The organism is Pilimelia columellifera subsp. columellifera (assembly GCF_039532605.1).
In the GTDB taxonomy this organism is placed as follows: domain Bacteria; phylum Actinomycetota; class Actinomycetes; order Mycobacteriales; family Micromonosporaceae; genus Pilimelia; species Pilimelia columellifera.
In genome coordinates, this window is record NZ_BAAARY010000002.1 from 275,086 (window position 1) to 288,945 (window position 13,860).

The following is a 13,860-nucleotide window of genomic DNA, read 5'->3' on the forward strand; positions in this document are numbered from 1 at the left end:
CCGCCCTCAGGCGCGGCCGGTCAGCGTTCGACGGCGGCGAACGGCATGTCACCGGCCACGGGGCTGCTCCCGCCGGCGCCGACCTCGGCGATGACCGCTTCGGTGACCTCGGCCGGCGTCGCCTCGGCGAACTCGGCGACCGTCGCCCGCTGGTGCAGGTCCACCGCCATCACCGAGATCAGCTCGTAGGCGATCCGGGCCGCCGCGATACCGGTGATCTCCGCGTGGTCGTAGGCCGGGGCGACCTCCACCAGATCGGCGCCGACGACGTTGAGCCCGGCCAACCCGTTGATGAGCGCCAGCAGCTCCCGGGACGAGAAACCGCCGGCCTCCGGGGTGCCGGTGGCCGGGGCGAACGCCGGGTCGAGCACGTCGATGTCGACCGACACGTAGACCGGGTGGTCGCCGAGGCGCTCGCGCATCCGGGCGATGACGCCCTTGATGCCCAGCTCGTCGAACCACTCGCCCCAGACGATCTGGAAACCGAGGTCGGCGTCGGCGGCCAGGTCCTCCTTCTCGAACTGCGGCCCGCGGATGCCCACGTGCAGGCAGTTCTCGCGCAGCGTGTAGCCGGCCTCGGCGGCCCGCCGGAACGGCGTGCCGTGTGAGTGGCAGCTGCCGAAGTCGATGTCCCAGGTGTCCAGGTGGGCGTCGAAGTGCACGACCGCCAGCGGGCCGTGCTGTTCAGCGGTCGCCTTGAGCAGCGGGAACGCGATCGAGTGGTCGCCGCCGATGGTCATCAGCCGGGCGCCGCCGCTGATCAGCTCACGGGCGCCGTTGGTGATCGACTCGATGGTCGAGTCCATGGAGAACGGGTTCACGGCGAAGTCGCCCGCGTCGGCGATCTGGAAGTCGGTCAACGGGGCGATGTCGAGCATCGGGTGGTACGGCCGTAGCAGCATCGAGGACTGCCGGACGTGGTTGGGGCCGAACCGCGCGCCGGGCCGGTAGGTGACCCCGGAGTCGAAGGGAACGCCGGCGACGACGATGTCGGCCCGGCCGACCTGGTCCAGCCGGGGCAGCCTGGCGAACGTGGTGGCGTTGACGTAACGCGGCACCGTGGCCGCGTCGGGGGGACCGATCGGCGTGGGGCGGGCGGCGGTCATGGCGGTCCTTCACGGGGGTTGGCGCGGTCACGGGTCAGGACAGCCTAAATAGACTACCTTGAGTAAGCGCAGACGGCTGCGGGGGTGACCCTCGATGACCGCATCGACACCCTGGGCTGTCAATGGAAGGAAGCTGTGACGTGATGCGTCTGGGTGCGCTGTTCAGCAGCGTTGTTCTCGTCCCCGTGGCCCTGGCGGGGTGCGCCGGCTCAAAGCCCGCCGAGGATCCGCCAACCACGGCCGGGGCCAGCCCGACGGCCACGACCCCGACCGCCGCGGCGACACCGCAGGCGATCGACAGGCGGATGTTGTTGGGCCGGTGGACCCCGGTCACGCCCACCTCGTCAAATAAGTGGGGAACGCCCCCATACGTTCAGTTCACCGACGACGGCGCCTGGCAGGGTTCCGACGGGTGCAACCCCCTCAAAGGACGATGGAGCGCAAGCCCGGGCGGCGCGTTCCAGGCGTCCTTTCCTGGAAGCACCGAGATGGGCTGCGACAACGTCAACGTCGGGCCCTGGCTCGCCTCGACCCGGACCGTGGAGATCAACGGCAACATGTTGACGCTGCGCGACGCCGGCGATGCCCAGGTCGGCCAGCTACGCCGGTCAGCCGGCGGATGACCGGCGCGGCGCGGCCGGCGCGTGCTCCGGGCGCCGTCAGCGTGCGGTCACCTGGTTCGACCGGGACGACCTGGGGCCGGCGCCGGCCACGTTCACCGCGTACACCTGGAAGCGGTAGCGGCCCTGGGACAGACGGAACGAGTAGCTCCGACCCGACGCCGCCCGGAGCCCGGACGTCCGCGTGCTGAGCACCGCCCCGCTGGCCGACAGCCGCAGGGCCACCACCCGGTAGCCGGTGATCGCTGCGCCGCCGTTGCTGGCCGGCGCGCCCCACCGGGCGGTCGCGGTGACCGTGCCGCCGGAGGCGCCCGAGGACGCCGTGCCGATCCGCGGCGCGGACGGCGCCGTCGCCGGGACCACCGCCGCCGAGCGGGCCGACAGCGGGCCGACACCCGCGGCATTGACCGCCGCCACCCGGAACGTGTATGCCCGACCGTTCGCCAGCCCGGTCACCAACAGGTGGCGGGCCCCCGGGGGCGCCGTCACCGTCTTGACCAGAGTGGACGTCCCGGCCAGAACCTGGACCCGGTACCCGGTGACCAGGGCGCCGCCGGCGCCCGCAGGCGCCGACCAGCGGACCGTCGCCGACGCCCGTCCCCGGCTCGGCACGCCAACCGTCGGAGCGCCCGGAGGCCCCAGCGGGATGACCTCGTTGGACAGCGCCGACGGCGCGCTGCTGCCGACCGCGCTGCTGGCCAGCACCCGGAACCGGTAGCCGGTCCCGTTCGTCAGGCCGGTAAGCGTCGCCGCGGTGGCCGCAGCGCCGACCCGGACGATCTTCGCCGGGCTCGCGCCGGCGCCCGCGAACGCCCGCACCTCGTAGCCGGTGGCGGGCACGCCACCGGCGACCGGCGTCCAGCGGACCATGGCCGCGGCGTCGCCCGCGGTGGCCTCGCCGATCGTCGGCGCGTCCGGGACCCGCACGACCTCGGCGCCGGCGCCCGCGCCGAACACCAGTCGTTCGATGTTGCGGACGGTGTCCACCCCGTCGGCCCGGCTGCCACGGGCGTGCGTGATCCGCACGTCCCCGTTGGGGAGCTGGACGAGGTCGTAGTTGGCCCGGAACTCGCTGAAGACCGCCGCGTCGTCGCCGGCCGTCGGCGAGTGGAGGATCTCACGGACGATGACGAGGTGGCCCGGGTCGATCCGGCCGGCGAACACGTCGCTCTGCATCGCCAACACGCTGTCGACGCTGCGCACCTCGGTGGCCGGGTCGGCCGGGTCCGTGCGGACGCTGAGCCGGACGTTGAGCCAGGCGTCGCCGTCGATGATGTCGTCGCCGCCATGGCCGGCGATCCGGTCGTTGCCGGCGCCGCCGAGCAGGACGTTGCCGCCGGTGAAACTGGCGGCGCCCCCCAGCGCCGCCCGCAGGCCGCGGACCTTGTCTACCTGGGCTGTGTTCATCAGCTCGTGTTCGATCATCGTGGCCGCGGTCGCGTCGTCGCCGTTGAGGATGTCGTCGTGGTCCCAGCCTGACAGTCCCTCGACCTGGTCGTAGCGGTCGTTGACAGTGTCCAGGGCCGGATTCACCAGCCCGGTGCGGCGCAGGTCGGCGTCGGCCGCGGCCGGGTCACCCTTGTGGGTCACCCAGTCGAAGCCGAGGTTACCCAGGTAACGGTCCGCGCCCGGGCCATTGACCATGATGTCGTGGCCGCCCTCGGCGTGGTGGTCGTCAGCGCCGCCCTCGCCGAGGAGCACGTCGTCGCCGGGGGTGTTCGGGTCATCCTGGAACGGGGCGCCGTTGTCGCCCTGCAACAGGTCGCCCTGATCGCCGCCCTGCATCCAGTCGTCGCCGTCGTCGCCGAAGACGGTGTCGGCCGACTCGCCGCCGTAGACGACATCGTCGCCCGGGCCCGCCAGGTGCTCGGTCGGGTCCGATCCGCCGTGCAGGAAGTCCTTGCCAAGACCGCCCTGGACCAGGTCCAACCCGGCGCCGGCGCCGATCGCGTCGTCGCCGTCGCCGCCCTTGAGGTCGTCGTCGCCGAACTCGTCGGTGAGGATGTCATCGCCCGTGCCACCGACCAGACCGTCGTTGCCGGCGCCGCCTTCGAGCCGGTCGTCGCCGTCCTGGCCGAGCAGGGTGTCGTCGCCGTCGCCGGAGCGGGCCCGGTCGGCGCCGGCCGTCCCGAGGAGGACGACGTGTTTGTCGCCGCCGTACCGGACCGTGCCGTCCGGCATCCGGGTCAGCAATGCCCGCTCGTCGGCCACGGTGCCCGGGTCGTCCTGGATCGGGCCGGAGGAACCCAGTCCGGCCAGGCGGAACGTGTGGTCCGGGCGGGAGAACACATCCGCCGGCAGACCCTCCACATCGGTGTTGCGCTCGATCAGCTCAGCGAACGAGTTCCCCTCCAACTGGGTGAGCAGGTTGAGGCCGGCGGTGCGGCTCAGGTAGTAGAACCGGTCGCCGTCCTGCAGACGCTCCAGCTGCGACTCGAAGACGAAGTTGAAGGTCGAGCCCAACAGGCCACCGAAGGGCAGCTGGCGCTCCGCCAGCCCGCCGACCCAGAAGTCCACATCGTCGAGGCCGGTCCCGGTGTCCGCCCAGGCGCCGACGCCCTCCATGAAGGCCACCGCGTCGCCGGGCGTGCCGGGGACCGCCGCATCGCCGGCGACCAACCGGGCCGCGGCGGCGCGGCGCTGCGGCAACGTCCCGGTGATCGTCGGGTGGGTCCCATAGCCGGCGACGAAGTTCACCAACGACTCCCGGTGCCGCAGGCCGGCGCCGAAGTCGTTCCAGTTGGCGTAGGGCTTGAGCGCCGGATGCCCGGCGGTCGCGTGGAACTGTCGCCGCGCGTCGTTGAGCGAGGGCATCCCGGTCTCCCGACCGCGGGCGATGTTCAGCGTGGCCAGGTCCAGCGGCAGCCCCAGCAGCTTGTTGCGCAGCGCCTCGGTCACGAACTCGTCCAGTTCGTTGCCGACCTGCCCGGTCATGCCCCGCACGATGCCGCCGGCGGCCTGTTCCGGACTGAGCTGACCGGCCGGACCGCCGTCGAAGTACGCCGGCGGGTTGAGGAAGACGTCCAGCAGCGGCTTGTCGAACCGGACGCCGTCGGCGCTCACCCGGTCGACGGTCTCGGTGAGCATCGAGTGGCCGAACCGGTAGACCACATGCGCGAACTCAGCGGCGATGGCGGAGTTGACGGTGGTGTCGTAGTCGGCGAAGACGTTCACCCGCGGCTGCACCTTCCGGGCGAACTCCTCGAACGCCAGGTGCTGGTACTGCATCTCGGTGACGAACTTCGCGGCCTGGAACAGTCGCTCGCCGTTCCACCCGGCGGACCCCAGCTGCCACTCCGGCAGGCTGTCGGAGTCCTCGGTGGTCAGGACGTTCTTGATGTCGCCCAGCACCCGGTTGTGCTCGGAGTGGAAGAGGTGATGCACCGCGGACAGGCCGATGTTCTCGTTGGCCCGCCCGTCACCGGTGATGAAATGCCGGCCGAGCATCTCGTCGTCGTAGGTGGTGGCGATGTTGTCGTCAGTGGTCCCCGGGTCGCCGTCCGGGGTCAGCGCCACCTTCGGGGTGGCCGGATTGCGGTCGTGATCGACCGTGCCCGGCGCCGCGTGGTGGGCGATGTCGTCCAGGAAGGCGTGACCGGTGCGGATCGCGTCCGCGGGGACCGCCACGCCCGCGCCGCCGTTGGCGGCCGGGTCGCCCTCGACCAGGACGTTGCCGGGGCGGACCAGCTGCGGGTAGCCGTTGGGACCGCGCAGGAACCTGCCGTACGGGTCGGTGGCCACCAGCGGAATGTTGGCGACGTCGTTGTCGGTGAGGGCGATGCCGAGCATGGCGCGGGCCTGCGCCTTGACCGAGGTCCAGGTGGCCAGGCCACCGCGCTCGCCGGTGAGCAGCGCGCCGGTGGACACCGGCCGGCCCGCCGCGTTCGCGGCGTAGGTCCGGAGGAAGACCTGGTGGGCCGGGTGTGAGGCGTAGGTCTGGCTCTGGTCGACGAACGTCGCGGTCTGGTTGGTGGCGTCGCGGACGTCGTCGGCGCTCTCGTCGACGGCCGGGGTGGCCGGGTTGTCGCCCAGCACGCCGTCGGGGCCCGGCTGGTTCAGCGAACGGGTGAGGACCATGAAGTTCGTCGGACTGTTCGGGTCGTACAGCGGGTCGTCGGGCCGCAGCGGCAGGTAGACCGTCCCGCCACCCTTGCTGACCATGTCCAGGCCGTGGTCGAAGAACTGGCCGAACAGGGTGAACCACGAGTTGTACGGGGCGGACAGGCCGGCGTCGGGCGCGGTGTTGGGCATGTCGAAGGCGCCGGACGCGCCTGGCGTGGCGCCGGGGCCGGCGGCGGCGACCGCGGCGGGGTTCCCCGCGGTCTGGTCGACGACCAGGTTGCTGATCATCCTGGGGCGCGAGTCGTTGACCAGCCCCTTCTTCTGGGCGTACGAGGTCGGGGCGCCGACCGCCAACGGCCCGGGGCCGTCCGGGTCGGCGGCCCACGGCTCGCCCGCGCGGTGGTCGGCGTCGGTGAGTCGGGGGAAGGCCCGGTCCGCGGCGCCGAATCCGCCCTTGCCGGCGGTAAGGTTGTTCAAAGTCCCGTCGACGGTGCGCAGGCCGAACGGCAGCTCCGCGCCCTGCCTGGCCGCGTTGGGAATCTGGTCCGGTCCCGACCCGAGCAGCTCGCCGCCGGCGGCGTGCGCCTCAGCGATCCTGATCTGCTGAAGGATGAACTTCAGGTCGGACGGGTTCAGGTTGAACCCCTGCCCGACCGGCGCCGCGTCGGCGGCCGACGGAAGCATCGGCAACAGACCCAGACTGAGCGTCACGCTCAGCGCCGCAGCCCACCGACAACGAAACCTGATCATGAAAGAACCTCTCGGCCAGACGACGCCGGGCGTCGCGAACAGGGCAGATCAGCGGGCGCCCAGCAGCACCCGGGCCTCGATCTCGCCCAGCGGCACCGGGCCGTAGTCGCGGGAGTCGATCGAGTTCGTCCGGTTGTCGCCGAGCAGGAACACCGCGCCGGTCGGGACCGGGACCGGACCGAAGTAGTGACCGTCGTCGAGCGCGGCGTCGAGGCTGGGCTCGTCCACCGGGCCGTCGTTCACGAACAGCCGCCCGTCGCGGATCTCCACGACATCGCCGCCGACAGCGGCCACCCGTTTGAGGATGAGCTGACCGTCCTCGGGACTACAGAAGGCGATCAGCTCGCCGCGCGCGGGCTGGCGCCACCGCGGGGAGAGCTTCTCCACCAGCACCACCGCGCCCCGGTCCACCGTGGGCGACATGCTGTCCGACCCGACCCGCAACGGCTCGACCACCCACACCCGGGCGGCGACGACCACCGACGCGGCGGCCAGCGCCGTCACCGTCCAGCTCAGGACGGTCCGGCCGGGTCGCCGCCAGCGGGCGACGGCGCCCGCCCAGCGCCGCGCGGCGCGTCTCATGCGTTGGGGGGAAGGGTGTCCCGACGCGGCGGCGCCGCCTTGATCGGGTCGTTGGGGTCGATCGCGCCGGGTTTGAGACCGACGCTGAACTGCAGCATCATGTCGTGGTCCTCATGCGGCAGGTTGTGGCAGTGGATCATGTACTTGCCCCGCTGGTGGGCGAACTGCATGAGCAGCCGCACCCGTTCGCCCTCGCCGACGTACACCACGTCCTTGGGGCCGCGTTCGTAGTCGAACGGCGGTCTGCCGTTGCGACCGATGATCTGGAAGTCCACCAGGTGGATGTGGACCGGGTGGAACCATCCTCCCGAGGTGTTCTCGATATCCCAGATCTCCACCTCGTTGATCTCCGGACTGGACACCACGCTCGTGTATCCGCTGGCGACGACGTCATGCCAACTCTGGTCGTTGATCTTCCACTCGCTGTTGCTGCGGTGCACCCGCAGGTACCGGGAACGCTTGGCCTGCGATGGCTTCAGGCTCGTGGCGGCGCTGGGAACCAGCGTGGTGGGGATCCGGTTGTTCACCGTGGAGAACGCGTCGTCGGTGACCTCGAACTGCATCACCCGGTTGGTGTTGCTGTAGTCGCGGTTGTTGTCGTTGCTGAGGTTGCGCAGCTCGATCCTCTGCCCTGGCTTGTACCTGCGGAAGTCGATGAGGATCTCGTAGCGCTCCGCGCCGCCGTGGCGCCACTGGTCGACCCTGCGGGCCACCGGCATGAGGCCGCCGTCGGTGGCGACCATGGTCACCGGGTCGCCGGTGCTGAGCCGGAACCGGTACGAACGGGCGATCGAGCAGTTGAGGACCCGGAAACGGTAGACCCGGCGCTTGACCTTCATCTTCGGCCACGGCACGCCGTTGACCAGGATGATGTCGCCCCACAGTCCGGAGTGGTCGTTGTCGTCGTAGGCCAACCGGCCGTCCGCGCCGAGCATCACGTCGTTGATGACCAGGGGGACGTCGAACTCCCCCTGTGGGAGCAGCGCCCGCTCGGCGGCGTCACGGATGATGTACATCCCGGCCAGGCCGGAGTAGGCGTTCTCGGCGGTGTGGTGCACGCCGTGGTCGTGGTACCAGAGCGTTCGGGCCGGCTGGAAGTTCGGGTAGTGGTAGTCCTTGTAGAACCCGGGCGGCGTGATGTCGTTGGCGTACCCGTCGTACTGCGGCGCCGACGCCGAGCCGTGCAGGTGGGTGGAGGTGGCGAAGCTGTGCCCGAGATCGGGGTGCAGGTTCGGCAGCTTGTTGCGCACCCGCACGACCGTCTTGACGCCGCGGTTCACCTCGATGGTCGGCCCGGGGAAGATGCCGTTGTAGCCGTAGACCGGGGTCTGGATGCCTGGCGCGATCTCGGTGGCGCCCAGGCGCTCGTTCACGGTGTAGTGCTGGGTGTAGAAGCCGCGGGCGTCCCGGGTGACAGCCCGCGGCTTGAGCACCGGCGGTCGACGGAACGGCGCCTTGAACGGCTTGGGCATCTTGTTCGACGGCAGCAGGCTGACCGACGAGGTCTGCACCGAACGGCCCAGCGGCAGCGCCAACCCGGTGGCGACCAGCGCGCCTGCGGCGCCCGCCCGTCGCATCAGATCGCGTCGGTTGACGCCGTGCGTGCCTGGGGTCTGCTCGCTCATAACCGAACCTCCGCTGCGTTGTGCTGTCGTCGCATCGCCTCAAGCGACTCGAACCGCTGGGAAGCGATAGGTGAAAACGGTACGTAACGGCACCGTCCCGGCGACTCCACCAACCGGTCAATAAGCAATCAAACGGTGTGCAGATTCCCCGGCGAAGGTAATTGATCGGGCACCTGGCAGGTGACCCCTTCAAGTCCGAAAGAATGACCGGGCCCTGGCCCTACCGGACACAAAGAGGACTTGGATCCAACTGCCTCGACAAGCGCCCAATGGCCCGACGCGTCATATATCGATCATCACCTTTGATGCGGGTATAAATTCAGCGAACCCGCAGGTCAAGGGCCTTTTCGAATTGGGGTCCGCGAATTCACTCCTGGCGCATCCGCATCATGGCTCACTCCAGCCCCAGTGCGACCAAACACAACGATGGATTGGATTGTCGCCACCATTACTACGTGCCATGGAACGATCACCGAGAGCGTTTGTATGAACCGTCGTGTCAGCCGCAGAATTCGGCGTTCAACCCCTCACTGACCCCAAGCGAATGGGACGCGCACAGATGACACCCCGTAACAGCAACAGGCGCCGCCGAAGCGCCGCAATCGCAGCGGCCGCCGCAATCGTTCTCTCCCTCACCCATGCCGCCCCCGCCAACGCCGGACTCAACGCGGTCGGCGAGGACAGCAACGTCAAACGCTTCCCGACCTACGTGGAAGACGCCAACGGCCTCCGGCTCGCGCTCTGCGACGACCCGGCCGACCGCTGCGTCCTCAGCGAGCTGCCTGACACCGGCAGCCCCATGTCCTACCCGGACAACTACGCGGTGGAGAACTTCTACTGGGCGGCCGAGGCGGCCCTCAGCCAGAACGGGGTCAGCGCCCTGATGATCCTGGCGCTCGAAACCTCCTTCGCCAACGACGAGGTGCGCTCGGGCGAGGAGGTCATGTTCAGCCGGACCCGCCTGGAACGCGTGACCGGCCTGGCCCCGAACACCACCTACACGGTCATGCACCCGTACGGCCAGTTCCCGATCACCACCGACGGCGTCGGAAACGTGCGACGCGCCGAACACAACCCCGACACCGGGTGCGGCCCTGCCGAAGCGGGCGAGGCCGATCCGCCGTGCGACAACGGAGGCTGGAAAGCCGCCACCGACGGGTTCCTCGGCGACTCCGCCGGCGCGGAGACCCCCGCGCCGTTCCTCACCTGGGACCCCGCCTTCGCGCCGGCCGCCCCCGCCGGCCACATCGGTGACTTCAGCATCCCGCACCGGGTCATCGGATCGACCCTCCTCGACGAGGCTGGCGCGCCCCAGAACTACTTCCGGATCGTCGGGCCGGGCGTCGACGTCCGCACGGCCGGCTTCAACGTTCAGGGCAGGATCGCCGACCTGGCCGCCGGCAACCCGCCGACCACTCCGAACATGACCAGCGCGACCGACACCGGGGTCTCCGATGTCGACAACCTGACAAGGGTCGCGCAGCCGGAATTCACCGGGCGCTCCACCGGCGACAGCGTCGAACTGCTCGCCGACGGCCAGGTGGTGGCCACCGGCCCCGTCGCCAACGGCCAGTACCGGCTCACGCCCGCCGCGGCCCTCGCCGAGGGCGACCGGGTCATGACCACGCGATCCACCGGCGGGGTCTCCGCGCCGGTCACCGTCACCATCGACCGGACCGCCCCGGCCCGGCCCGGCGCCCCGGCAGCGACCGCGCTGTCCGGCAGCACCGCCCGGATCTCCTGGCCGGGCGTGCCGACAGCCGAGGCTTACAAGCTGTTCCGCAACAACGCCTTCGCCGGCGAGATCCAGGCGCCGGGAATCGGACGGGCCGCGAACACCAACGTCAGCGGCCTCGCCGGCCGGGTCACCGGGTTCACGCTGTCAGCCGTCGACTTCGCGGGCAACGAATCAGTCCGCTCGGCCGCACGGATGGTCGGCGTCCCCGGGCGCGCCTCGATCCGTGGGGTGACCAGCGGAAGCAAGGCAACCAAGGTAGTGACCGCGTCGGTGCGGTGGGCCTCGCCGACCGTCTCGAACAGCGCCGCGATCTCCGCCTACCGGGTGACGGTCATCCGGTCCAACGGAGCACGCAGCACCCGGGTGGTCAGCAGCAGGCTCCGGGCGTACACCTGGTCCGGCGGACTGGCCCGCAACGCCCGATACCGGTTCCAGGTCGCGCCGGTGAACCGCTTCGGGATCGCCCCCGCGTCGTCGCTGTCAGGTTGGGCGATCGCCCGCTGACCTGATCCCGGCGGTCAGCCGCCGGAATCGTCCAACTCCGCCCCCACCGGGACCGCGGCGTCGTCCCGGTCGTCCAGCCAGCCGTGCGGCAGCACAACTCTCGCAGGAGAGTTCGTGCGGCCGCGCGGCTGGCCCACATTGGCCATCGGGAACGGCTCGGACGGGTCGAGCCGGGCGAGCAGATCGTCCAGCTCGGCCAGCGACGACGCCATCGCCATCGCCCGCCTCAGGTCCGAGCCGACCGGAAAACCCTTGAGATACCAGGCGACGTGCTTGCGGAAATCGGTGACGCCCTCCCGCTCGGCCCGCCACCACGCCGACAGCAGCTCAGCGTGCCGGCGCATCGTGCCCGCCACGTAGCCCAGGTCCGGCATCACCCGCTCCGGACGCCCGGCGAACGCGGCGGCCAGATCGGCGAACAGCCACGGCCTGCCCAGACAGCCACGGCCGACGACGACGCCGTCGCAGCCGGTTTCGGCGACCATCCGCAGGGCGTCGTCGGCCTCCCAGATGTCGCCATTACCCAACACCGGGACGTCCAGGGCCTGTTTGAGGCGGGCGATCGCCTCCCAGTCAGCCTCGCCCGAGTAGCGCTGCGCGGCGGTGCGGGCATGCAGCGCCACCCAGGCCACGCCGGCGTCCTGGGCGATCCGGCCGGCCTCCAGGTAGGTGGGCGTCTCGTCGTCGATGCCCTTGCGCATCTTGATCGTCACCGGGATGCCCGCGGGGGTGGCGGCGTCGACGGCGGCCTTGACGATCGCGCCGAACAGGCGCCGCTTGTACGGGATCGCCGAGCCGCCGCCCTTACTGGTGATCTTGCGGACGCTGCAACCGAAGTTGAGGTCGATGTGGTCGGCGAGGTTCTCGTCGACGACCCGCCTCACCGCTTTGGCGGTGATGTCCGGGTCGATACCGTAGAGCTGCATTGACCGCGGCTGCTCGTCGTCGCTGAACTGGATCATGCGCTCGGTTTTGGGGTTGCGCACCGCCAGCGCGACCGTGGTGATCATTTCGCAGACGTACAGGCCGGCGCCCTGCTCCCGACACAGGCGACGAAAAGCGATGTTGGTGATGCCGGCCATCGGCGCCAACACCACCGGTGTCGACAGCATGTACGGGCCGAGCCGGAGCGGCGGAAGGACGGCGTTCACCGGGCAAGGATGCCACGCGCTCCGCCGCCTGCCGGCTACGGCCAGCCCAAAGCATAACGCTTGCCGTTATTAACGCCGCACGATATGGTCTTGCGGTGATTCAGTCGTACGCCGACGAACAGACCCGCCGGGTACACGATCGGGAACGGGTGTCCCGTTTCGGGCCCGACGTCCAGCGGATCGCCCACCGCAAGCTACGCCAACTCAACGCCGCCGAAACCCTTACCGACCTGCGGGTCCCACCCGGTAACCGGCTGGAGAAGCTCAAGGGCAACCGCCGCGGATAGCACTCGATCCGAGTCAACGGCCAGTACCGGATCTGCTTCCGCTGGACTCCAGCCGGGCCTGCGCACGTCGAGCTGGTCGACTACCACTGACCGAAGGAGGACAGATGACCGAAAAGGCACACCCGCCCATCACCCCCGGAGAGATCCTGTTGGAGGACTTCCTCGTCCCCATGGGCATCTCGCAGTACCGACTGGCCACAGCCATGGGCGTACCGCCACGGCGGATAAATGAGATCGTGCACGGCACCCGCCGGATCACCCCCGACACGGCCCTGCGCATGTCAAAGGCGCTCGGACTCAGCGAGCGCTACTGGCTCAACATCCAGGCCGACTATGACATCGAAGTCGAGAAAGAGAACCACGGCGCAGACATCGACGCCATCTCACCGCTCGCGGCTTGACCAGCCGCACGATGCCGAAACGAGAACGCCGAACCCGCCTTGCGAGAGCTGCATCGTCCGCACCGACTGACCCGCTCAGACGGGAACGACCTGCACCAGGTCCTCCAGGCCAGCGAAGTCCGCGGCGTTGCGCGTGTACAGGGCAGCACCGTGAGCGTGGGCGGTCGCCGCGATCAGCAGGTCCATCGCCCTGGCCTGCGGCTGACGACCGACCTCGACCACCCGTGCGGCCAGTTGCCCGTAACTGTCGGCCACCGACTCGTCGACCGGCAGCGGCTCGAACCGGCGCTCCAGCGACACCAGACGCGCCAGCCGGGCCGACCGGGCCGTCGAGTCCTTCGCCACCAGCACGCCGAAGCGCAACTCGGCGAGGCTCACCACGCTGATCGCCAACTGGCCGGGGATCGGTGTCACGTCGGCGGCGATGAGCACGCTCGTGTCGAGGATCCCGCGCGTTCCCGCCTCGACCACGCCGGTCGCCGTCACGCCCGCTCCCACGGGTCGCTCAGCTCGCCGTCCACCAGATCACGATCGGCCGGCCAGCTGGCGTCGGCGGGCTGGCGGAAGAGGTCAGCCAGGTCGTCCCAGCTCCGCCACGCCCGTGGGCCCACCGGACCGAGCACGGCCGCGGGACGACCCGCGACGGTGATCGTCACGCGGGTCCCCGACTCCGCCTGCCGGACCAACTCACTGGCGTTCTGCCGAAGCTCCCGCAGCCCTACCTCAGCACTCATGACGCCGATCGTAGCACTTGTGCTACGCCAGATGGGCTGGCCGGACTCGGGGCTTTGCGCGCCTCAGCGTGATGTCCGGTCCCGGTGTTAGCTTTGGGGCGTCCGTTTGTGGCGACGGCCGGTACCTCAGGGGTTGCAGTGCGGGTGATCGTCCCGCTGGGTGGAGGTCACGCCATCGGAGTTCGGACACGAACGTGAGGGCCTGTCGCTGCTGCGCGAGACGCTGCCCGACCGGCCGCCGTTCCGAGCCTGGGCGGACGCCGCCGCCGGTTGTCGCCAGCCCGGGACGGCCACCCGGCA

11 protein-coding genes are annotated in these 13,860 nt (G+C 70.2%); 4 read left to right on the forward strand and 7 right to left on the reverse strand.

Translation table 11 applies throughout. The features are described 5' to 3' along the window. Positions 1-20 precede the first annotated feature (20 nt). Positions 21-1,106, reverse strand: a complete 1,086-nt coding sequence (gene speB, locus ABD287_RS04220) for an agmatinase (RefSeq protein WP_344168469.1) — start codon at positions 1,104-1,106, stop codon at positions 21-23. Between the two features lie 143 nt (positions 1,107-1,249). On the opposite strand from speB, the gene ABD287_RS04225 reads away from it, so the two are divergent. Further along, positions 1,250-1,729, forward strand: coding sequence for an META domain-containing protein (locus ABD287_RS04225; protein ID WP_344168595.1), 480 nt, complete (start codon positions 1,250-1,252; stop codon positions 1,727-1,729). 36 nt (positions 1,730-1,765) lie between these two features. Here the strand turns inward: ABD287_RS04225 and ABD287_RS04230 are convergent, their stop codons facing one another. The 3 genes from ABD287_RS04230 to ABD287_RS04240 form a co-directional block, all read right to left on the reverse strand. Further along, a complete protein-coding gene (locus tag ABD287_RS04230; RefSeq protein ID WP_344168472.1) occupies positions 1,766-6,499 on the reverse strand; it encodes a peroxidase family protein in 4,734 nt (1,577 codons plus the stop codon). A gap of 87 nt (positions 6,500-6,586) precedes the next feature. Continuing rightward, positions 6,587-7,120, reverse strand: a complete 534-nt coding sequence (gene lepB, locus ABD287_RS04235) for a signal peptidase I (RefSeq protein ID WP_344168475.1) — start codon at positions 7,118-7,120, stop codon at positions 6,587-6,589. After that, complete coding sequence (locus ABD287_RS04240) at positions 7,117-8,745, reverse strand: multicopper oxidase family protein (protein WP_344168478.1); 1,629 nt, start codon at positions 8,743-8,745, stop codon at positions 7,117-7,119. Before ABD287_RS04240 ends, lepB begins: the two co-directional genes overlap by 4 nt. A gap of 559 nt (positions 8,746-9,304) precedes the next feature. On the opposite strand from ABD287_RS04240, the gene ABD287_RS04245 reads away from it, so the two are divergent. Beyond that, a complete protein-coding gene (locus ABD287_RS04245) occupies positions 9,305-10,987 on the forward strand; it encodes an Ig-like domain-containing protein (protein ID WP_344168481.1) in 1,683 nt (560 codons plus the stop codon). Positions 10,988-11,001: 14 nt separating this feature from the next. On the opposite strand, the gene dusB is transcribed toward ABD287_RS04245, so the two are convergent. After that, the gene (gene dusB / locus ABD287_RS04250; protein WP_344168598.1) at positions 11,002-12,099 is read right to left on the reverse strand and encodes a tRNA dihydrouridine synthase DusB; all 1,098 of its coding nucleotides are present in this window, start codon (positions 12,097-12,099) and stop codon (positions 11,002-11,004) included. 134 nt (positions 12,100-12,233) lie between these two features. Between dusB and ABD287_RS04255 the strand changes: the two genes are divergently transcribed. Together ABD287_RS04255 and ABD287_RS04260 are read left to right on the forward strand one after the other, a co-directional pair. Then, complete coding sequence (locus ABD287_RS04255) at positions 12,234-12,425, forward strand: type II toxin-antitoxin system RelE/ParE family toxin (protein WP_344168484.1); 192 nt, start codon at positions 12,234-12,236, stop codon at positions 12,423-12,425. 104 nt (positions 12,426-12,529) lie between these two features. After that, positions 12,530-12,826, forward strand: coding sequence for a HigA family addiction module antitoxin (locus ABD287_RS04260; RefSeq protein ID WP_344168487.1), 297 nt, complete (start codon positions 12,530-12,532; stop codon positions 12,824-12,826). A 75-nt stretch (positions 12,827-12,901) separates the two neighbouring features. Here the strand turns inward: ABD287_RS04260 and ABD287_RS04265 are convergent, their stop codons facing one another. Together ABD287_RS04265 and ABD287_RS04270 are read right to left on the reverse strand one after the other, a co-directional pair. Continuing rightward, the gene (locus tag ABD287_RS04265) at positions 12,902-13,312 is read right to left on the reverse strand and encodes a type II toxin-antitoxin system VapC family toxin (RefSeq protein ID WP_344168489.1); all 411 of its coding nucleotides are present in this window, start codon (positions 13,310-13,312) and stop codon (positions 12,902-12,904) included. After that, on the reverse strand, positions 13,309-13,560 hold the full coding sequence (locus ABD287_RS04270) for a type II toxin-antitoxin system Phd/YefM family antitoxin (RefSeq protein WP_344168492.1): 252 nt from the start codon (positions 13,558-13,560) through the stop codon (positions 13,309-13,311). Before ABD287_RS04270 ends, ABD287_RS04265 begins: the two co-directional genes overlap by 4 nt. Positions 13,561-13,860 lie beyond the last annotated feature (300 nt).

Bases quoted from the DNA above. Each gene is read 5' to 3' on its own strand.
- lepB (WP_344168475.1), bottom strand. From the start codon at position 7,120: ATGAGACGCGCCGCGCGGCGCTGGGCGGGCGCCGTCGCCCGCTGGCGG.
- ABD287_RS04245 (WP_344168481.1), top strand. From the start codon at position 9,305: ATGACACCCCGTAACAGCAACAGGCGCCGCCGAAGCGCCGCAATCGCA.
- dusB (WP_344168598.1), bottom strand. From the start codon at position 12,099: ATGCTGTCGACACCGGTGGTGTTGGCGCCGATGGCCGGCATCACCAAC.
- ABD287_RS04260 (WP_344168487.1), top strand. From the start codon at position 12,530: ATGACCGAAAAGGCACACCCGCCCATCACCCCCGGAGAGATCCTGTTG.
- speB (WP_344168469.1), bottom strand. From the start codon at position 1,106: ATGACCGCCGCCCGCCCCACGCCGATCGGTCCCCCCGACGCGGCCACG.
- ABD287_RS04225 (WP_344168595.1), top strand. From the start codon at position 1,250: ATGCGTCTGGGTGCGCTGTTCAGCAGCGTTGTTCTCGTCCCCGTGGCC.
- ABD287_RS04240 (WP_344168478.1), bottom strand. From the start codon at position 8,745: ATGAGCGAGCAGACCCCAGGCACGCACGGCGTCAACCGACGCGATCTG.
- ABD287_RS04270 (WP_344168492.1), bottom strand. From the start codon at position 13,560: ATGAGTGCTGAGGTAGGGCTGCGGGAGCTTCGGCAGAACGCCAGTGAG.